This is a genomic window from Nocardioides hungaricus (genome assembly GCF_054782915.1).
The window spans coordinates 47,426-65,832 of sequence record NZ_BAAGRO010000048.1 but is presented as its reverse complement, the minus strand read 5'-3'; the positions used below and the strand labels follow the sequence as shown (position 1 = coordinate 65,832).

25 protein-coding genes and 2 tRNA genes are annotated in these 18,407 nt (G+C 71.3%); 8 read left to right on the top strand and 19 right to left on the bottom strand.

Features of this window, described 5'->3' with window-relative positions; genetic code table 11:
- Positions 1-327 precede the first annotated feature (327 nt).
- Together ACYVKX_RS18400 and ACYVKX_RS18395 are read left to right on the top strand one after the other, a co-directional pair.
- Positions 328-403, top strand: a tRNA-Lys gene (locus ACYVKX_RS18400).
- 78 nt (positions 404-481) lie between these two features.
- Positions 482-628 carry a hypothetical protein gene (locus tag ACYVKX_RS18395; RefSeq protein ID WP_460835129.1) on the top strand — a complete coding sequence of 49 codons (147 nt, stop codon included), beginning with the start codon at positions 482-484 and terminating at the stop codon, positions 626-628.
- Here the strand turns inward: ACYVKX_RS18395 and ACYVKX_RS18390 are convergent.
- The 6 genes from ACYVKX_RS18390 to ACYVKX_RS18365 are packed head-to-tail and all read right to left on the bottom strand — an operon-like array spanning position 619 to position 3,629.
- Entirely contained in the window at positions 619-942 is a 324-nt protein-coding gene (locus ACYVKX_RS18390; protein ID WP_460835128.1) for a GroES family chaperonin, read from the bottom strand. The genes ACYVKX_RS18395 and ACYVKX_RS18390 overlap by 10 nt on opposite strands.
- 2 nt (positions 943-944) lie before the next feature.
- Positions 945-1,199, bottom strand: coding sequence for a DUF3618 domain-containing protein (locus ACYVKX_RS18385; protein WP_460835127.1), 255 nt, complete (start codon positions 1,197-1,199; stop codon positions 945-947).
- A gap of 37 nt (positions 1,200-1,236) precedes the next feature.
- Positions 1,237-2,007, bottom strand: coding sequence for an energy-coupling factor ABC transporter ATP-binding protein (locus ACYVKX_RS18380; RefSeq protein WP_460835126.1), 771 nt, complete (start codon positions 2,005-2,007; stop codon positions 1,237-1,239).
- Positions 2,004-2,675: a cobalt ECF transporter T component CbiQ gene (gene cbiQ, locus ACYVKX_RS18375; RefSeq protein ID WP_460835125.1), complete on the bottom strand. Its 672-nt coding sequence runs from the start codon at positions 2,673-2,675 to the stop codon at positions 2,004-2,006. The genes ACYVKX_RS18380 and cbiQ overlap by 4 nt, the downstream gene beginning before the upstream one ends.
- A gap of 1 nt (position 2,676) precedes the next feature.
- Complete coding sequence (locus ACYVKX_RS18370) at positions 2,677-2,943, bottom strand: PDGLE domain-containing protein (protein ID WP_460835124.1); 267 nt, start codon at positions 2,941-2,943, stop codon at positions 2,677-2,679.
- Complete coding sequence (locus tag ACYVKX_RS18365; RefSeq protein ID WP_460835123.1) at positions 2,940-3,629, bottom strand: energy-coupling factor ABC transporter permease; 690 nt, start codon at positions 3,627-3,629, stop codon at positions 2,940-2,942. Before ACYVKX_RS18365 ends, ACYVKX_RS18370 begins: the two co-directional genes overlap by 4 nt.
- Before the next feature lie 89 nt (positions 3,630-3,718).
- Between ACYVKX_RS18365 and bcp the strand changes: the two genes are divergently transcribed.
- From bcp to ACYVKX_RS18350, 3 genes are all read left to right on the top strand, one after another.
- Entirely contained in the window at positions 3,719-4,210 is a 492-nt protein-coding gene (gene bcp / locus ACYVKX_RS18360) for a thioredoxin-dependent thiol peroxidase (RefSeq protein ID WP_460835122.1), read from the top strand.
- 97 nt (positions 4,211-4,307) lie between these two features.
- Positions 4,308-4,384 (top strand) — tRNA-Leu (locus ACYVKX_RS18355).
- Between the two features lie 85 nt (positions 4,385-4,469).
- The gene (locus tag ACYVKX_RS18350; protein ID WP_460835121.1) at positions 4,470-5,339 is read left to right on the top strand and encodes a bile acid:sodium symporter family protein; all 870 of its coding nucleotides are present in this window, start codon (positions 4,470-4,472) and stop codon (positions 5,337-5,339) included.
- Between the two features lie 2 nt (positions 5,340-5,341).
- On the opposite strand, the gene rdgB is transcribed toward ACYVKX_RS18350, so the two are convergent.
- The 6 genes from rdgB to ACYVKX_RS18320 form a co-directional block, all read right to left on the bottom strand.
- Positions 5,342-5,947 (bottom strand): RdgB/HAM1 family non-canonical purine NTP pyrophosphatase, encoded by a 606-nt coding sequence (rdgB, locus tag ACYVKX_RS18345; protein ID WP_460835120.1) that lies wholly within the window; start codon positions 5,945-5,947, stop codon positions 5,342-5,344.
- Complete coding sequence (gene rph / locus ACYVKX_RS18340) at positions 5,944-6,681, bottom strand: ribonuclease PH (protein WP_460835119.1); 738 nt, start codon at positions 6,679-6,681, stop codon at positions 5,944-5,946. Before rph ends, rdgB begins: the two co-directional genes overlap by 4 nt.
- Entirely contained in the window at positions 6,678-7,448 is a 771-nt protein-coding gene (locus tag ACYVKX_RS18335) for an SGNH/GDSL hydrolase family protein (protein WP_460835118.1), read from the bottom strand. The genes rph and ACYVKX_RS18335 overlap by 4 nt, the downstream gene beginning before the upstream one ends.
- 73 nt (positions 7,449-7,521) lie before the next feature.
- On the bottom strand, positions 7,522-8,298 hold the full coding sequence (locus ACYVKX_RS18330) for an ABC transporter permease (protein ID WP_460835131.1): 777 nt from the start codon (positions 8,296-8,298) through the stop codon (positions 7,522-7,524).
- Positions 8,299-8,308: 10 nt separating this feature from the next.
- Complete coding sequence (locus ACYVKX_RS18325; protein WP_460835117.1) at positions 8,309-9,112, bottom strand: ABC-2 transporter permease; 804 nt, start codon at positions 9,110-9,112, stop codon at positions 8,309-8,311.
- Positions 9,109-10,011 (bottom strand): ABC transporter ATP-binding protein, encoded by a 903-nt coding sequence (locus ACYVKX_RS18320; RefSeq protein WP_460835116.1) that lies wholly within the window; start codon positions 10,009-10,011, stop codon positions 9,109-9,111. The genes ACYVKX_RS18325 and ACYVKX_RS18320 overlap by 4 nt, the downstream gene beginning before the upstream one ends.
- A gap of 130 nt (positions 10,012-10,141) precedes the next feature.
- Here ACYVKX_RS18320 and ACYVKX_RS18315 point away from each other — a divergent pair, with 130 nt between their 5' ends.
- A complete protein-coding gene (locus tag ACYVKX_RS18315; RefSeq protein WP_460835115.1) occupies positions 10,142-11,296 on the top strand; it encodes a sensor histidine kinase in 1,155 nt (384 codons plus the stop codon).
- Positions 11,293-11,961: a response regulator gene (locus tag ACYVKX_RS18310; RefSeq protein ID WP_460835114.1), complete on the top strand. Its 669-nt coding sequence runs from the start codon at positions 11,293-11,295 to the stop codon at positions 11,959-11,961. Before ACYVKX_RS18315 ends, ACYVKX_RS18310 begins: the two co-directional genes overlap by 4 nt.
- Here the strand turns inward: ACYVKX_RS18310 and ACYVKX_RS18305 are convergent.
- Together ACYVKX_RS18305 and murI are read right to left on the bottom strand one after the other, a co-directional pair.
- Positions 11,949-12,722 (bottom strand): MBL fold metallo-hydrolase, encoded by a 774-nt coding sequence (locus ACYVKX_RS18305; protein ID WP_460835113.1) that lies wholly within the window; start codon positions 12,720-12,722, stop codon positions 11,949-11,951. The two genes, ACYVKX_RS18310 and ACYVKX_RS18305, sit on opposite strands and share 13 nt — an antisense overlap.
- Positions 12,719-13,534: a glutamate racemase gene (murI, locus tag ACYVKX_RS18300; RefSeq protein ID WP_460835112.1), complete on the bottom strand. Its 816-nt coding sequence runs from the start codon at positions 13,532-13,534 to the stop codon at positions 12,719-12,721. Before murI ends, ACYVKX_RS18305 begins: the two co-directional genes overlap by 4 nt.
- 92 nt (positions 13,535-13,626) lie before the next feature.
- Between murI and ACYVKX_RS18295 the strand changes: the two genes are divergently transcribed.
- Entirely contained in the window at positions 13,627-14,592 is a 966-nt protein-coding gene (locus ACYVKX_RS18295) for an alkaline phosphatase family protein (RefSeq protein WP_460835111.1), read from the top strand.
- A gap of 49 nt (positions 14,593-14,641) precedes the next feature.
- Here ACYVKX_RS18295 and ACYVKX_RS18290 read toward each other — a convergent pair whose 3' ends face one another.
- From ACYVKX_RS18290 to ACYVKX_RS18270, 5 genes are read right to left on the bottom strand one after another with little or no spacing between them, the layout of a single operon-like run.
- Positions 14,642-15,376 carry an NIPSNAP family protein gene (locus ACYVKX_RS18290; protein WP_460835110.1) on the bottom strand — a complete coding sequence of 245 codons (735 nt, stop codon included), beginning with the start codon at positions 15,374-15,376 and terminating at the stop codon, positions 14,642-14,644.
- A complete protein-coding gene (locus ACYVKX_RS18285; RefSeq protein ID WP_460835109.1) occupies positions 15,373-16,257 on the bottom strand; it encodes an alpha/beta fold hydrolase in 885 nt (294 codons plus the stop codon). The genes ACYVKX_RS18290 and ACYVKX_RS18285 overlap by 4 nt, the downstream gene beginning before the upstream one ends.
- 3 nt (positions 16,258-16,260) lie before the next feature.
- Entirely contained in the window at positions 16,261-16,869 is a 609-nt protein-coding gene (locus tag ACYVKX_RS18280; RefSeq protein ID WP_460835108.1) for an amino acid synthesis family protein, read from the bottom strand.
- Complete coding sequence (locus ACYVKX_RS18275) at positions 16,869-17,369, bottom strand: VOC family protein (protein WP_460835107.1); 501 nt, start codon at positions 17,367-17,369, stop codon at positions 16,869-16,871. Before ACYVKX_RS18275 ends, ACYVKX_RS18280 begins: the two co-directional genes overlap by 1 nt.
- A gap of 12 nt (positions 17,370-17,381) precedes the next feature.
- Complete coding sequence (locus ACYVKX_RS18270; protein ID WP_460835106.1) at positions 17,382-18,407, bottom strand: WD40/YVTN/BNR-like repeat-containing protein; 1,026 nt, start codon at positions 18,405-18,407, stop codon at positions 17,382-17,384.

The window sequence follows — 18,407 nt, the reverse complement described above, 5'->3', positions numbered from 1 at the left end:
ACCCCTACAAGGGATTCTTCGTTCTACGCCACGCTCACAGCCCACACCTCATCGGTGGATCAGGGCTGAGCCGCGAAGACGCCGAAGAACACCAAGGCTGCGAACAGGCCGAACACCTGCGCCACCCGCGACGCGACCACGACCCCCTCCTCCCGGGCTCGGTGGCTCCATCTTGGCCGCCGCGGACGCCGATTCGTGCACGACCTGCCGAAGGCGACCGCGTCGACCCGGCGACGGCGACGACGACGACGAGCAGGTACGACCTGCCCTCTCGACGATTTCAGGCTGCGGCCGCGCGCTGGTATCGTTCACGTCGCTTCAGAGCACGCGCCATTAGCTCAATTGGCAGAGCAGCTGACTCTTAATCAGCGGGTTCGGGGTTCGAGTCCCTGATGGCGTACCACTCAATGACACCCGAGGATCGAGGCGGTCGGCGGCATCACCGGGCCCCGACCCCGAGAATCACCCCTCCGGACGCTCCGTGGCGACCGAGGTGAGCCGGGCCGAGGTGGTCCTGTACGACGCCCTCGGGGTGCGCGCCGGCAACGGCTCCGACCTCTCCCGACTGCTCCGCCCGGGCGGAGCGGTGGTCGTCGCGATCAGCCGCGACCTGCCCGGTCACAGGTAGAGGCCGGTGGCGCTGTCGCCGACCCGGTCTGCCGCGACGGCGTGCACGTCGCGCTCGCGCATCACGATGTAGAGCTCGCCCGCGACCTCGACCTCGGCCTTGTCCTCGGACTCGAAGAGCACCAAGTCGTCGATCTCGACGGTGCGGGCGTGCGGACCGACCGCCACGACCTTCGACCAGGACAGCCGGCGCGCGCCCATGGCTGCGGTCGCCGGGATCACGATGCCGCCGGAGGACCGGCGCTCGCCGGACTCGCGGTCCACCTCGACCAGGATCCGGTCGTGGAGCATCTTGATCGGGGTCTTCTCGCCCATCGTCAGCGGACGACCTTGCGCACCACGACGAAGAAGCCGACCACGCCGACCACGACGCCCAGCGTCTTGAGGATGTTGTCCGTGCGCGGCTGGCCGGTCTGGCTGTCGACGAAGTGCGCCTTGATGCTGTTCACCTCGCGCGTGGCGATGGTCTTGGGGTGCACCCGGTAGAGGAGCTGGTCGATCGTGGCGGCCAGGCTCTCCCTGGTCTCCTCGATCTCGCGCTCCAGAGCGGACAGCTGCTGGTCCTGGCCCACGGGTGACTCCTCGCGTGTCGACGACGGTTGGAGGCTATCAACGGGTGCGCGGCAGCGCCGTGCGCGGGTCGAAGCCGAAGGGCAGCTCGAGCCGGTGCTCCCTCATCAGCGTGTCGTCGGTGAGGACGTCGTACGTCGTGCCGTCGGCGACGACGGTGCCGCCGCTGAGCACGACCGAGCGCGGGCACAGCTCGAGCGCATAGGGCAGGTCGTGGGTGACCATCAGCACCGTCACGTCCAGCGAGCGCAGGATGTCGGCGAGCTCGCGGCGACTGGCCGGGTCGAGGTTGGAGGACGGCTCGTCGAGGACGAGGATCTCGGGCTCCATCGCGAGCACGGTGGCCACCGCGACCCGGCGGCGCTGGCCGAACGAGAGGTGATGGGGCGGCCGGTCGACGTACTCCGCCATGCCGACCTGATCGAGCGCATGCAGGACGCGGCGGTCGAGCTCGTCGCCCCTGACGCCGAGGTTGGCCGGGCCGAAGGCCACGTCGGCGCGGACGGTGCCCATGAAGAGCTGGTCGTCGGGGTCCTGGAAGACGACGCCGACGCGACGCCGGATCTCGGCCAGGTGGGCCTTCTCGACCGGGAGCCCGCTGACCGCGACGCTGCCGGCGCCCTGCTCCCCGGGCCCGGCGCCGAGGATGCCGTTGAGGTGGAGCACGAGCGTGGTCTTGCCGGCGCCGTTGGGCCCGAGCAGCGCGACCCGCTCGCCGCGGTGGACGTGCAGGTCGACGCCGAAGAGCGCCTGGTGGCCGTCGGGGTAGGCGTAGGCCAGGCCGCGTACGTCGAGGACCGGAGCACTCACGAGCGGGGCATCCTGCCGGTGTAGCCGCGCGACAGCATCGCCAGGTGCACCCGCTCGCCGCGCTCGTAGGAGCGGATGAACAGCGCCCCGGCCGAACGGGCGAGCACCGGCCAGTGCCGCGGGTTGCGCGCGGAGAAGCCGCGCGACTCCCGGGCGATCCGCATCCGCTGCATCTCGCCGGTGACGACGTCGAGGTAGCGGACCATGAAGGCCATGATCTGCACGAGCTGCTGCGGCACCCGCAGCCGCTCCAGCCCGGCCAGCAGGTCCTGCGGCTCGGTGGTCGCCGCGAGGGTGAGGCTGGCGAGTACGCCGAGCGTGCCCTTGACCAGCAGGGCGATGCCGGCCTCGAGGCCGTGCTGGCTGACGCCGACGCCGAGCACCTCGGTCCGCGGGCCGGTCGCGACGAACGGCAGCAGCACCGCGAAGACCACGAACGGGATCTCGACCACCGTGCGCTTGAGCAGGTAGCTGGGCGGCACCCGGCTCACGCCGACGACGACACCGAGCAGCACGGCGTACGCGGCGAAGGCCGGGTACGCGTCGCGCGGCGTTGCGACCACCACGATCGCGAACGCCAGCAGGGCCAGTACCTTCAGGTGCGCCGGAGCCCGGTGGACGGGCGAGTGCCCATGGAAGTGCAGCCTGTGGCCGTGGCCGGCGCCCACGTCAGGACTGCTCGTCGCTCGGGCGGCGGCGCCGCACGGCGTACGCCACGCCGCCGGCCGCCCCGAGCACGACGAGGACGCCGACCACGCCGGTCACGCTGCCGTAGTCGCCGACGAGGCTGTCGCGCGCCTTCTCGGTGTGGGCGAAGCCCTGGTCCTGCGACACCCGGGTGAGCCCGTCGGGGTCGCTGTCGGCGAACCGGCTCACGACGCCGGCGAGCAGCAGCGCGACGGCCAGGACGGCGAGGACGACCCAGCGCGTCCTCATCCGACGACCTGCGGCTTGATCGTCAGCTCGCGCCGGGCGAGCACCGGGCGGGCGCCGTACACGAGGTCGGGGCGTACGGCGAGGATCGCGCCGACCGCGAGGCCGGTGATGATCCCCTCGCCGATGCCGATCAGCGTGTGCACGCCGAGCATCGCGGTGAGGAGCGCGTCGAGCCGGATGTCCGCCGTACCGCCGAGCTCGTAGAGGACCACGAAGACCAGCGCGGCAGCCGGAACCGAGACGAACGCCGCGATGCCGGCCTGGATCGGGGCCAGGGACAGCCGCCTGGGCAGCACGGCCTGGAGGAGCCGGAACACGGCCCAGCCGACCAGGCCGGTCACGAGGCCGATCAGCACGATGTTGGTGCCGAGCGCGGTGATCCCGCCGTCGGCGAAGAGCAGGGACTGCACCAGCAGCACGACGCTCATGCACAGCAGGCCGGTCCAGGGACCGACCAGGATCGCCGCGAGCGCTCCGCCCATGAGGTGGCCGCTGGTGCCGGCGCCGACCGGGAAGTTCAGCATCTGCGCGGCGAAGACGAACGCCGCGACCAGGCCGGCCATCGGCGCGGTCTTGTCGTCGAGCTCGTTGCGGGCCCTGACCAGCGCCACGCCGACCGCGGCGACCGCCACCGCGCCGGTCGCGGCGGAGGTCGGTGCGTCGAGGAAGCCGTCGGGGACGTGCATGCGCTCTCCTGCCCAGCCGATAGGTTCGTGTCCAGCCCGAGATCGCCAGCCTACGCTATTGCACATTGTTCGCAACAAGGAGCCGAACCGTGACCGAGCGCCTCTCTCCCGGCGACACCGCACCCGAGTTCACCCTCACCTCCGACGCCGGCGAGGAGGTCGCGCTGTCCGACTTCCTGGGCCGCAAGGTGATCGTGTACTTCTACCCCGCCGCGATGACCCCGGGCTGCACCAAGCAGGCCTGCGACTTCACCGACACCCTCGACTCGTTCCGGGCCGAGGGCTACGCGGTCGTCGGCATCTCCCCGGACCAGCCCGCCAAGCTCGCGAAGTTCCGCGAGCGCGACTCGCTGACGATCACCCTCCTCTCCGACCCGGACAAGCAGGTCATGCGGCAGTACGGCGCGTTCGGGGAGAAGAAGCTCTACGGCAAGCTCGTCGAGGGCGTCATCCGCTCCACCGTCGTCGTCGACGAGGACGGCAAGGTCTTCCTCGCCCAGTACAACGTCAAGGCGACCGGCCACGTCGCCAAGCTCCGCCGGGACCTGGCGCGCAACAACGCCGACGAGGAGCCCCGCTGACGCCGACTCGGCGCAGTCTCAGCTGAGACTGCGCCGACTCGACGTAACGCGAGAGTGAGACTGCGCCGACTCGGCGTTGCTGGGACACTGCTCGCGGGCGCCCGTAGCCCAATTGGCAGAGGCACCAGGTTTAGGTCCTGGCCAGTGAGAGTTCGAGTCTCTCCGGGCGCACCAATTCTTCCCGCCACCGCTTTCCAGTCACTGCTTTTCGGTCTCCGTTTTCCACTCATGGAGTGACCGCCGTCACTAGAGTCCGCGCATGGACTCCGCGCTCACCACGGTCGGACTGCCGCTGGCCCTCGGCATCATCATGTTCGGCCTCGGGCTCTCGCTCACCCCGGACGACTTCCGCCGGGTGGGCCGCGCGCCCAGGGCCGTCGCGGTCGCGCTCCTCTGCCAGCTGATCATCCTGCCGGCGATCTGCTTCGGCCTGGTGGAGCTGCTCGACCTGCCGCCGCTGCTGGCGGTCGGCATGATGCTGCTGGCGGCGTCGCCGGGCGGCACGAGCGCCAACCTGTTCAGCCACCTGTTCCGCGGCGACGTGGCGCTCAACGTCAGCCTGACCGCGATCAACTCGATCATCGCGATCGTGTCGCTGCCGATCATCACCAACCTCGCGATCAGCCACTACGACCTCGACGAGTCGGTGAGCCTGCAGTTCGGCAAGGTCGTCGAGGTGTTCGCGGTCGTCCTGGTCCCGGTCGCGATCGGCATGCTGGTGCGCGCCAGGGCGACCGCGTGGGCGCTGCGGATGGACAAGCCGGTGCGGATCGGGTCCGCCGTGATCCTCGCCGTGCTCGTGCTCGGCATCCTGGTCGACCAGGCCGAGAACGTCGGGGACTACCTCGCCGACGTCGGGCTGGCCGCGGGCGTCTTCTGCGCGATCTCACTGGTGCTCGGCTACCTCGTCCCGAAGGCCGCGGGCGTCAAGGCCGAGCAGGCGATCGCCTCATCGATGGAGATCGGCGTGCACAACGCGACGCTGGCGATCTACGTCGCCGTCGAGGTGCTCGACAACACCGAGATCTCGGTGCCGGCCGCGGTCTACTCCCTCTTCATGTTCGTGTTCGCCGCGCTCTGGGGCTGGACGATCAGCAAGCGTCTGGCACCCGTGGCTCAGTCGGCCTGAGCCTACGACGACAGCAGGTGCGCCACGATCGGCGCCATCCGCCGCAGCGCCCAGCCCCGGTGCGAGATCGCGTCCTTGTCGCCGACCGACAGCTCCGCCGTGGTCAGCCCGGGGCGGTCGTCGGCCTCGAACAGCACGTCGTACCCGAACCCGCCGCTCCCCCGGCACTCGCGGATCACCCGGCCCGGCATCACGCCGGACGCGCACTCCTCGCCGCCGGAGTGCACGAACGCGACCGCGCACATGAAGTGGGCGGTACGCCGCTCGTCGGGCACGTCCTCGAGCTGGTCGAGCAGCAGCCGGTTGTTGCGCTCATCGGACTTCGGCTGACCTGACCACCGGGCCGACAGCACCCCCGGCATCCCGTTGAGCGCGTCGACGCACAGCCCGCTGTCGTCGGCCAGCGACGGCAGCCCGGACGCGGCGAGTCCGGCGCGCGCCTTGAGCAGCGCGTTGCCCTCGAAGGTCGCCTGGTCCTCGACCGGCTCCGTGTAGCCCTCGACGTCGTCGATGCCGAGGACCTCGATCGCGGGGACGTGCTCGCGGAGGATCCGCTCCATCTCCTCGATCTTCTTGCGGTTGCGCGAGGCGAGGAACACGCGGATCACGAGCCCAGCGCCTCCCGCTGCAGCCGGGTCAGGTCGGCGCAGCCCTTCTCGGCCAGCGCCAGCAGCGCGTCCAGCTCGGCGCGGTCGAACGCGGCGCCCTCGGCGGTGCCCTGGACCTCGACGAACCTGCCGTCGCCGGTCATCACGACGTTCATGTCGGTCTCGGCGCGGACGTCCTCGACGTAGGGCAGGTCGAGGCGGGGCACGCCGTCGATGATGCCGACGCTCACCGCGGCGACCGAGCCGGTCAGCGGCTCGCCCGTCAGCACCCCGGTGGACCGCAGGTGCGCGACGGCGTCGGCCAGGGCGACGTACGCCCCGGTGATGGCAGCGGTGCGGGTGCCGCCGTCGGCCTGGAGGACGTCGCAGTCGAGCTGGATGGTGTTCTCGCCGAGCGCCTGGTAGTCGATGACCGCGCGGAGCGAGCGGCCGATCAGCCGGCTGATCTCGTGGGTGCGACCGCCGATCCGGCCCCTGACCGACTCGCGGTCCGAGCGAGTGTTGGTGGAGGCGGGGAGCATGGCGTACTCGGCCGTGACCCAGCCCAGGCCCGAGCCCTTGCGCCAGCGCGGGACGCCCGCGGACGCCGAGGCGGCGCACAGCACCCGGGTGCGGCCGAACTCGACGAGCACCGACCCCGCGGCGTGGTCGAGCCAGTGGCGGGTGAGCCTGATCGGGCGGAGCTCGTCGTCGGCCCTGCCGTCCTCTCGGGGCGCGCTCTCGCGGGAAGTCATGCGTCGACCCTAGACCGCGCAGCCGACACCTCGGTCAGCGCCATCCGGACCGCCCACGGACCGAGGTCGCGCGCCCGGCGGCCGACCCACGGCGCGCCCTCGGCGACCATCCAGGCGAGGTCGCGCCGCCAGCTCGGCTCGTACCCGCCCTCGGGCTCCAGTCCGGGCAGCTCGAAGGACAGCCCGGTCTCGGTGAGCAGCTCGGCGTAGGCGTGCGCGAGCGCGCGGTGCCCGAGCTCGGAGGGGTGCAGCCGGTCGACCGCCCAGAACCGGCGGGTCAGCACCTCGGGCCGGGTGGCGAGGTCGAGGCGGATCCCGCCGTACGTCGCGACGACCTCGTCGTAGACGCGGTTGACCGCCTCGATCCGGGCGGCCAGCGGACGCCGCAGCACGCCCGGCAGGCCGAACACCGCGCCGTGGTCGTGGAACCGCGCGGTCACCAGCGTCGCGCCGGCGCCGTGCAGCGCGTCGGCCGACTCCATCAGGTCGCGCCGCAGCCGGTCGGGGTCCCAGGTCGAGCGCATCGTGTCGTTGACGCCGACGATCAGCGAGGCCAGGTCGGGCCGGTGCGCGAGCGCGTCGCCGAGCTGGGCCTCGCGCACGCTCGCGGCGGTCGCGCCGGAGACGGCGAGGTTGCAGAACGAGACGTCGTACGCCGTACCGAGTGCGTCGGCGAGGAGGCGGGCCCAGCCCCGCCAGCCGTCGGGGACCGGGTCCCCGATGCCGACCGTGGTGCTGTCGCCGAGGGCCGCCAGCCGCAGGTACATGCCCTCAGGCTCACGGGTGGTGGTTCCTCACCACCGCGTGCAGGTGACGTGTCGGGCAACCCTCGGTGAAGCGTTACTTCACTTCGGCACGCAGGACGCGCCAGATGCCGATGGCCAGCGGCAGCCCGAGCCAGACCAGGCCGGAGACCACGAGCTGCGCCCAGTCCTCCGCGGAGCTCGACCAGTCCCAGATCGCGCTCTGTGCGGACTGGAAGTCCAGCCACGGCGCGAGCGTCTCGAACCAGCCCATCAGGGCGGCGCCGAGCGCGAACAGCCCGGGCAGCACCCACTTGTAGACGAAGAACAGCACGATCGCGGCCGGGGTGTTCAGCAGCAGCGCGGCGAGCGCGAACCCGCCGAGCATCGCCAGCACCTGGGTCAGCACGAACGCGGAGAAGTCCGGCCAGCCGAACGACCAGTCGGCGCCTCCCTGGATCAGGCCGTAGAGCACGTTGCACACGAGCCCGATCGCGATCGCCATCGCGACCGTCGCCAGGGTGAGCAGCACGCCGACGAGCGCCTTCGCGGCGATCACCAGCGGGCGGCGCGGCTCGAGCGCGAACGTCACCATCGCGGTGCGCTGGCTCCACTCGCTGGTGAGCACCATGATCCCGAGCACCGGCAGCAGGAACGAGGTGAGGAACGCCGCCACGCTCATGAAGTCGCCGAAGCTGATCGGCTCGTCCTGCACCGTCACCACCGCGAGCACGATGATCTCGGCCGCGAGCACGATCAGGCCGATCGTCGCCAGCAGCCAGAAGCCGGACCGGGTGTCGTAGGACTTGCGCAGTTCGACGCGGACCAGGCGGTGGAACGGCGTACTCGGCGTGCCCGCGACGTCCATCGTCATCGCGGTCACGTCACTTCACCTCCGCCCGCAGCACCCGCCAGACGCCGATCGCGAGCGGGACGACCAGCCAGATGATGCCCGACACGGCGAGGTGCGCCCAGTTCTGCCCGGACATCCCGCCACCGTCGAACAGCGGAGTCTGCGCCCCACCGAAGTCGATCCACGGCCGCAGGTCGGCGAACCAGCCGATCAGCGCGGCGCCGATCTCGAACAGGGTCGGGAGGACGAACGAGTAGACCATGTAGAGCACGATCGCGGCGGGCGAGTTGAGCAGCAGCGCGGCGAACGCGAAGCCGGTCAGCATCCCGATCTCCTGCAGGAGCACGAAGTACGCCGTCTGCTCGATGCTCAGATCCCAGGCACCGCCGAGATCGGACATCATGTTGAGCAGGAGGTTGCAGACCGCGGCGAGGCCGAGCGCGATCACGACGGCGGCGATGCCGAGCAGGAGGCCGACGACGACCTTGGCCAGGATGACCCGCTGGCGGTTGGGCTCGAGGGAGAACGTCACCATCGCCGTCCGCTGGCTCCACTCGCTGGTGAGCAGCAGGATGCCGATCACCGGCAGGAGCAGCGCGATCGAGAAGTTCGTCGAGGTGAGGAAGTCGTTGTAGGACACGACGAGGTCCTGCGCCACGACCACCACGAGCTGGATGACCATCACCGCGCCGGTCAGCACGGCCGTGGCCACCAGCAGCCAGAGGCCGGCCCGGGTGTCCCGCGTCTTGCGGAGCTCGGTCTTCACCAGCCGCGAGAACGGCGTGTGGGGAGTGCCCGCGAGGTCGATCGTCGGGGTTGCGGCGGAGGCGCTCATGCGATCGCCTCCCGCTGGGTCTCGGCAGTCAGCTCCAGGAAGAGGTCCTCGAGCCCGCCCTCGCCGGAGCGGAGGTCGGTGAGCACGACGCCGGCCTCCAGCGCGGTGCGCCCGACCTCGACCGGCTCGGCGTCGACGCGCAGGCCCTCGCCCGCACCGGCGACGGCGATGCCCTTCGCGGTGAGCGCGTCGGCCAGCGCCTGGTTGTCGAGCGCCGTGACGAACGAGTGCACGCCTCCGGCGGCACCGGCGAGCAGCGACTTCTTGTCGCCCTGCGCCACGATCCGGCCGGTGCCGATGAGGATCATCTCGTCGGCGATCTGCTCGACCTCGTGCAGCAGGTGGCTGGAGAGCAGCACGGTGCCGCCGCGCTCGGCGTACCCCTTGAGCAGGCCGCGCATCCACCGGATGCCGGCGGGGTCGAGGCCGTTCGCGGGCTCGTCGAGGATCAGCACCGACGGGTCGCCGAGGAGCGCGTGCGCGATGCCGAGGCGCTGCTTCATGCCGAGGGAGTAGTTGCGCAGCCGGCGCTTGGCCTCGTTCGGCGTGAGCGAGACCAGCTCGAGCATCTCGTCCACGCGCGTGCGCGGCAGCCCCATCGTGGAGGCGCCCAGCTCGAGGATCTCGCGGCCGGTGCGGCCGGCGTGCTGCGCCGAGGCGTCGAGGAGGACGCCGACGTGGAGACCCGGGTTGGGGATGTCCTTGTAGAGGTGGCCGCCGATGGTCACCCGGCCCGACGTGGGCGGCGTGAGTCCGACCATGACGCGCATGGTGGTGGTCTTGCCGGCGCCGTTGGGACCGAGGAAGCCGGTCACCCGCCCGGGCTGGCAGACGAAGCTGACGTTGTCGACGGCCGTGAACGTGCCGTACTTCCTGGTGAGTCCTGCGACTTCGATCATGGCTCCACCCTGCCCGATCGGGACAGGGGTGCGCACGGGACCCGCGGATCGTCCCAGGTGACGAAAGTAGGGGTCTCGCCCCGACCCCAGCCGCCTGTGCCCCTGTCGTAAGCCGCCTAGCCTGGGGCTCGTGGACCGGCCCGACCCGTGCGAGTACCAGCCGCCGTTGCGGCGATGGAGCCACGTGTGGCGGGTGCTGGTCATGCTCGCGATCAGCTCGATCGTCTGGCTGCCGGCCTGGCAGGCCGAGGCCGACTACTCCCCCGCCTGGTGGATCGTCGACCTGGCCCTCGGCGTGGTCGCCTACGTGCTCGTCTTCTTCCGGCGCCGGTGGCCGCTCGCGATCGCGGTCGTCGTCGCGCTGATGAGCGCCGTCTCGGGTACGGCGGGTGGGCCGGCCGTCCTCGCCGCGGCCTCGGTCGCGACCCGGCGCCGGTGGCGCGAGATCGTCGTCGCCGGCTCGGCGAACTTCGCGGCCGCCCAGTTCTTCAGCACGATCACGGCCGACCAGTCCGAGCCCGAGTGGGTCGTCCTGATCGCCAACGCGGTCGGTACCGCGGCCGTCCTCGGCTGGGGCATGTACATCGGCTCGCGTCGCGAGCTGATCTGGACGCTGCGCAACCGCGCGGAGGAGGCCGAGGCCGAGCAGGAGCTGCGGATCGCGCAGGCCCGCGGCCAGGAGCAGGCCCGGATCGCGCGCGAGATGCACGACGTGCTGGCGCACCGGATCTCGCAGATCTCCATGCACGCCGGGGCGCTCGCCTACCGCGAGGACCTCACGCCCGAGGAGACCCGGGCCAGCGCCGAGGTGATCCGCGACAAGGCGCACGAGGCGCTCACCGACCTGCGCGGCGTCCTCGGGGTGCTGCGCGACGGCGCGACCGGCGAGCGGCTGACGGCGCCGCAGCCGACGTACGCCGACCTGCCCGGTCTCGTCGAGGAGGCGCGCGAGTCCGGGATGCGCGTCGAGTTCGAGGACCTGGTGGACGACGACGTACCGGAGGCGGCGGGGCGCACCGTCTACCGGATCGTGCAGGAGGGCATCACCAACGCCCGCAAGCACGCACCCGGCGCGCTGCTGACCGTACGGGTCGGCGGCGGCCCGGACGACGGCATCGACGTGCTGCTGCGCAACCCGGTCGGCTTCGGCCCGTCCCGTACGCCGGGCGCGGGACTGGGCCTGGTCGGGCTGGCCGAGCGGGCCGAGCTGCGCGGGGGCCGGCTCGAGCACGGCCGCGACGGCTCGACGTTCGTGCTGCGCGGCTGGATACCGTGGGCGGCATGATCTCGGTCCTCCTCGTCGACGACGACCCGCTGGTGCGCTCGGCGCTCGCGCTGATCCTCGGCGGGGAGCGGGACGTCGAGGTCGTGGGCGAGGCCTGCGACGGCGACGAGGGCGTACGGCTGGCCGGCTCCCTGCGCCCCGACGTGGTGCTCATGGACATCCGGATGCCGCGGCTCGACGGCCTCGGTGCGACCCGGGAGCTGCACACCCGGCCGGACCCGCCCAAGGTGATCGTGCTGACGACGTTCGACGCCGACGAGCACGTCGTCGAGGCGCTCGCCTCGGGCGCCGACGGGTTCCTGCTCAAGGACACCCCGCCGCCGCAGATCGTGGCCGCGATCCGCAAGGTGGTCGACGACGAGCCGATGCTCTCCCCCTCGGTCACCCGCACTCTGATCCGCCGGCTGCGCGACGAGCCGGACGAGACCGCCAGCGCCGCCGCCGCGCGCGCCGCCGACGCCCAGGCCCGGATCGCGCTGCTCACCGACCGCGAGCACGATGTCGCCCTCGCCGTCGGCCGCGGCCTCAGCAACGCCGAGATCGCCGGCGACCTCTACCTCTCGGTGCCGACCGTGAAGGCCCACGTGTCCCGGCTGTTCGACAAGCTCCAGGTCACCAACCGCGTACAGATCGCGATCTGTGTTCACGACGCTCAGATCACGTAGACCGCGCCCGCGACGGCGAGCTCTGCCGGCCCGTCGTACGCCGCCGTCGCCTCGGCGAGCGCGTCCCGCGGGTCGAACCACGGCGGCACGTGGGTGAGCACGAGCCGCCTCGCGCCGGACCGCGCGGCGACCGCGCCGCCGTCGGCACCGGTGAGGTGCAGGCCGGGGGGGTTGGCGTCCTGCGAGCGGAACGACGCCTCGGCGAGGAGCAGGTCGGCGTCGCGGGCCAGGTCGTCGAGCGCCGGCGTCGGCCCCGTGTCCCCGGTGTAGGCCAGCGTCGCGCTCCCGGCCGAGATCCGCAGGCCGAAGGCGTCGACCGGGTGCGCGACCGGGATCGGCGTCACCGTGAACGGGCCGACCTCGACCGGGCCGATCTCACCTGGGCCGTCCCAGGAGCGGAAGTCGAACTCGTGGTGCATCCCGGGGTCGGCCGGCAGGTCGTAGGCGCGCGCCATCCGGTCGGCGATACCGACCGGGCCCCAGACCGGGATCCGCGGCTGCGGACCGGTCGGGTGGTACTTGCGCAGCACGTAGAAGCCGCACAGGTCCAGGCAGTGGTCGGCGTGCAGGTGGCTGACCAGCACGGCGTCGATCGAGAGCGGGTCGGCGTACCGGTGCAGCGCGCCGAGCGCGCCGTTGCCGAGGTCGAGCAGCACCCTCCAGGTGCGGCCCTCGGCGTCGTCCTGCTCGAGCAGGTAGCAGCTGGCCGGCGAGGCCGGACCGGGGTAGGAGCCCGAGCAGCCGACGACGGTCAGCCTCACACCAGGCCCCCGACGAACTGGCGGGTGCCGACCATCTCGGGCCCGAGGAACCGGCGCCCGATCGTCTCGAACTCCTCGGGCGAGCCGGTGGTGAGGAAGGAGTACGACGGCACGCCGTCCGGTCGCAGCAGGCCGGCCTGCGTGAGCATCTTGTAGACGTCCTTGGCGCACTCCTCCGCGCTGCTGATCAGCGTGACGTGGTCGCCCATGACGTAGGAGATGACGCCGGTGAGCAGCGGGTAGTGCGTGCAGCCGAGGATCAGGGTGTCGATGCCCTCACGGGTCAGCGGGTCGAGGTACTCGTGCGCCACGCCCAGCAGCTCGTCGCCACCGGTCACGCCGGCCTCGACGTAGTCGACGAACGCCGGGCAGGCGCGGGTGGACAGCTGCACCTGTGGTGCGGCGGCGAAGGCGTCCTCGTAGGCGAGCGACTCCGCGGTCGCGCGGGTGCAGATCACGCCGATCCGGCCGGTGCGGCTGGCGGCGACGGCCCGGCGGGTGGCCGGCAGGATCACCTCGACCACCGGCACGTCGTACCGCTCCCGCGCGTCGCGGAGCATCGCGGCGCTGGCGGAGTTGCAGGCGATGACCAGCGCCTTGACGCCCTGCTCGACGAGGTGGTCGAGGCACTCGAGGGCGTACTCGCGGACCTCGCCGATCGGCTTGGGGCCGTAAGGCTGGCGGGCGGTGTCGCCGACGTAGACGATCGACTCGTGCGGCAGCTGGTCGATGACCGACCGGGCGACGGTCAGGCCGCCGAAGCCGGAGTCGAAGATGCCGATGGGGGCATCGACGGTCGTCACGGTGCGCACAGCAGGCAAGGCTAGGTCCTCGCGGGCGGCTTGCGCATGGGCGCGCGACCGACGTCACGTGAGATGGCGGTGACCCCGGCTACCGTGACAGAGTGCTCCACGCCCTCGCGACCGCCGCCCTCACCCTCGCGGCGCTCGTCGCTCCCGCTCCCCCACCCGACCCACCGCAGCCGCGCGTGCTCGCGATCTCGGTCGACGGCCTCAACGTGGGCGCGATCCGGCAGCTTGGCCCGGCGGGAGCGCCGAGCCTCTACCGCCTCCTGGACGAGGGCGCGGGCACGCTCAACGCCCGCACCGAGTACGAGCAGTCGGTCACGCTGCCCAACCACACCAGCATGCTCACCGGTCGCCGGATCACCGCGCGGTACGGCGGGCACGGCGTCACCTGGGACGACGACCGCCCGGGCACGACCGTGCAGCAGGCGGCCGGCCGGCCGATCGCGTCGGTGTTCACCGAGGTCCGCGCGGCCGGTGGCGACACCGCGCTGTACTCGACCAAGGACAAGTTCTCGCTCTACCAGCGGTCCTGGCCGCGCTCCGTCGACACGTTCGAGACGAACGAGAACCAGCGCCGGCTGGTCCGGATGGCCCGCGCCGACCTCCGCGACGGCGCCCCGACGTTCACGTTCCTGCACGTCTCGCTGCCCGACCGCGCCGGCCACGAGTTCGGCGGCCTCTCCGAGCAGTACGTCGCCGCCGTGCGGCGCACCGACACCCAGCTCGGCACGCTGCTGCGCGCCGTCGCCCGGTCCCCGGTCACGGTCGTGCTCACCGCCGACCACGGCTTCTCCCCCGGTGCGCCGAGCCACTCCGACCGCACCGACCCGGCGAACTACACGATCCCGTTCCTGGTGTGGGGGGCGGGCGTCGAGGCCGGCGACCTCTACGCCCTCAACCCGGGCTACCGCGATCCGGGCGGTCGCCGTCCGTCGTACGCCCCCAGACGCCAGCCGGTGCGCAACGGCGACCTGGCGAACCTCGCGGCCGGGCTGCTCGGCCTGGACCGGGTGCCGGGCAGCCGGTTCGGCGCGGCACGACCGCTGGTCGTGGGGCCCTGACGGCGCGACACAACCGCCGGGAGCAGGCCGACCGTGTCGAGACAGCCGGTCACGCCCGATGCTGGGAGGGTTCGAGCCCCTCGGCGCCGACGACCTCCCGCCACACGTCGAAACCGTGCTGGAAGGCCACGACGCCGGCCTCGGGCAGGGCGATCTCGAGCGCTTCCAGGATCTCCTCCGCCGACACCCCCTCGCGCAGCGCCACGCGCATGTGGCTGGCAATGTGCGCCGGCTCGGAGCGCATGACCGTGAGGCTCAAGATGAACAGGAGCTCCTTGGTCGCTCGGCTCAGGCGCCGCTGGGCCAGGTAGGTGGCCGAGACGAGTTCGTCCGCGGCTCTCAGGACGGGGAAGTCCTGGGCGGCCATCACCTTGTGGTAGTCCAGGACATATCCGCGGCGTTCGACCATCGAGTCGAGGTAGGCCGAGGCCTCGGCACTCGGCGGTGGGCTGTCGGACATGGGTGCTCCTCCAGGGCGGTCTCGTCGATCGAGGGCCACCAGGATCTCGTTGCGCTGGCGCACCAGGAGGCCCTTGACGGCGGATCGGAATCGGGCGAAGTCGGCATCTCGGGACAGTGCATCGCGGCACGCCGCTCGCTCTCGAGCGTCGGCGAAGCGCCACAGGTACACCAGGGTGTTGAGCTCTCCCGTCTCGACCAGGTAGACGCCCAACGGCTCACCGAGATGCCGGATCTGGGCCGCTCTCCCCAGGTCGTGCCACTGCTGCAGGTAGTGCGGGGCACCGCCGGGGACCGTCGTGTAGCGGCGCTGCTCGATGATCATATCGATGTCCTGGTCCCGGCCCTGCAGAAGGCCGCGACGTGCCGCACGAACTGCTCCGGCTGATCGTCGTGCGCGTAGTGCCCGGCTCCGGGCAGCTCCACCCAGGTCAGCCCGGGCTGACGTGTCGCCATCTCCCGGCATGTCTCGGCACTGAGGAAGTCCGAGCCTCCACCGCGAACGACCAGTGTCGGACAGGTCAGCTGTTCGAGGCAGCGCCACAGGTCGATCCCCCGGGCCGGGTCTCCCGTGAGGCGGGCAGCCGCGATGCCGTCCATGTCCAGCCGCCACCGCCAGCTCCCGTCGGGCTCCTCGACGACGGTGTTCTCGAGCCGGGACGCCACGGCGTCGTCGTCGATGCCGGGTCTGAGCGTCTTCCAGTACGTCACGACCGCTGCCCGGTCCGCGAAGCTGCGTGGGACGTTCGACAGCTCGCGTCCGATGCGGTCGGCCCCGGAGGTGGCGGTGGACGACCCGGGTCCGATGTCCTCGACAACGAGGCGGGTCACCTCATCCGGGTGCCTGGCAGCGTAGACGTATCCGACCGTACCTCCCATGGAGTGCCCGACCAGGACGAATGCGCGCAGTCCGAGTTGTGCCACCCACTCCTCGACGTCTGCGACGTAGTCCTCGGTGAAGTAGCGCCGCCTCGTGTCCCACTGCGACCGTCCGCGGCCGCGGAAGTCCAAGGCGAGCACCTGATGGTCACGCGCGAGTTCGCCGGCGAGGCGAGACCAGGTGGCGGCGTAACTGCGCAGGCCGTGCAGCAGGACGACGGCGGGCCGGCCCGGCTCGCCCCATTGCAGGAAGTGCGCGTCCAGCCCACCGAGTCGTGTCATCCGCGACTCCGGGACGAGGTCGACATGGGTCCGCGGCTCGGACATGCCTCAGCGCAGCCCGTCTTCCCCGACCACGTCGTCGGCGGCCAAGCCCCCGAGCCGGGCGTGCAGCCGACCTCTGGTGGCGAAGGCGAAGGCGATGACCACCTCATCGGCGCGAGGAGCATCTCCGAACGCGACGGTCACGGTGTCGTAGTTGGCACGCACGTACAGCGCGTCCTTGTGCGCCAGGGGGATGTCGAGACTGGCGCCGGGCGCCGCGACCTTGCCCGTCGAGGGAACCCAGGACTTGCCACCACCGACCGCCTCCCGCACGGGATCGGCGAAGATCTGCGTGAGGAACGCGTTGCCGTGCTCGTACTCCCCGGCCGCCCCCACCAGGCACGCCTTGCCGTAGCTCTGGACCGCGTCGCCACCGAGGGCCGCCTGCACGCGACGGCCGAACTCGGCCCCCAGCGCGCCGGAGGGCCCGACCACAGGCCCCAGGTCCTGGACGAACTCGCCGGCGAACGGGTTGTGCACCGCGGCCGCCACGACGATCCGCCGAAGTGGCGGACCATCGGCCGGCCGGCCGGTCTCGTTGGCCAGCACCTCCTCGTCCTGGACATACCACTTGCGGACGTGGAAGGCTCCGCAGGTCGGCTCCTTCCTGGCCATCAGGTGTAGAGGGGGTCGAGGACGATGGGCTCGCTCGGTGCGTTGTGCTCCCCCAGCACCCGTATTCCCTCTTCGTCGTCGGGGACCGTCTCGCTGAAGAACTCGAAGCGATTGCCGTCGGGGTCCAGGAAGTACAGGCCGTAACCGACCTTGTGGTCCGTGGCCTTGACGACCTCGACACCCTTCGCGATCAGCATCGCGTAGAGGCGTCGCAGCTCGTCCAGGTCACCCTCGATCTCGAGCCCGTAGTGCTGGAGACCGAGGTCCCCCTGCTGCGCACCGGGCTCGGCCTGGATGATGGCGATGTCGTGGTGCTTGCGGCCGAAGGACAGGAAGATCCACTGCGGTCCTCGTGCGGTGACCCTCATGTCGAGGACGTCGCAGAAGAACTCGGCGGAGCGCTCCATGTCGCTGGCGAAGAGGGACAGGTGGGTTCGCAGCACCACTGGCCTGGCCAGCACCGTCTGACCTTTCTCGGCAGAGAGGTCGAGGTCGTTCATGTCCGTGTCCTTTCAGTGAGAAGCGGGTGCGTCGGGCGCGACGTGTGAGGTCCACGCGACATCGGTGACCTCCGGGAACGAGCGCCACTCCTTGGTGAAGGAGCGCCCGCCGTCGGTCGAGCGGTAGAGGTCGCCGTACTTCGTGCCGGCGAACACCAGGTCCGGATCTGCGTCGTGCGTGCCGAAGGCCCACACGGTCGAGCTGGCCGGCACGTCGAGGGTGGCCTCCTGCCAGGTCCGGGCGAGGTCGTCGGAGCGGAAGATCCGTGTCACCGACCCCGGCGTGGCGTCTCCGATGCCGAGCAGGATCGAGTTCGTGCCCGGGAGCCGGGCCACCAGCCGGGTGTAGTAGATGCCCCACTCCTTGCGGGTGTCCGTCCGTGTCCAGGTGACTCCGTCGTCGGTGCTGACGAAGATCGCGTTCACCACGAGGCAGACCAACGTCTTGGGCGGCCCCTCGAGAACGAGCACACAGTGGACGTCGGAGCCGGTCACGCCATCGGGCAGCGTCTTCGGTGTTCCGTCGACGCGCTCCCAGGTGTCGCCGCGATCGCGGGTGACCCACAGGCCGCCCTCCTCGATGCCGAACCACGCCGACTTGCCGTCGTACTCATCCCACGCGATGGTGAGGATGCGCGGCTTCGATACTCCCGCACAGTGCTCGGGGATCTCAGGCGACAGACGCTGCCACGTCGCGCCCGCGTCGTCGGAGCGGAACATCGCGGCCCGGGAAGGGGCCCCGGTGCCGACCAGGAAGCTGTCGGGGTTGCGAGGGTCGATGGCCATGGACCAGACCTGCTGCTCGTCGAACGGAGAAGGGACCCGGCTCCACGTGACGCCCGCGTCCTCGCTGCGTGCGAGACCGATGTCCGCGCCGGCATAGACGACGTTGGGCGCCTCGGGATGGACCGCCAGGCAGCGGATCGTCGCGTCGAACTCCACATCCTGCTCCAGCGGGATGCGAGCCCAGGTGGCACCGTCGTCGTTGCTGCGGAGCACGCCTTGCCCTGCGGTGGCTACGAGGATGGTTCCGATCAT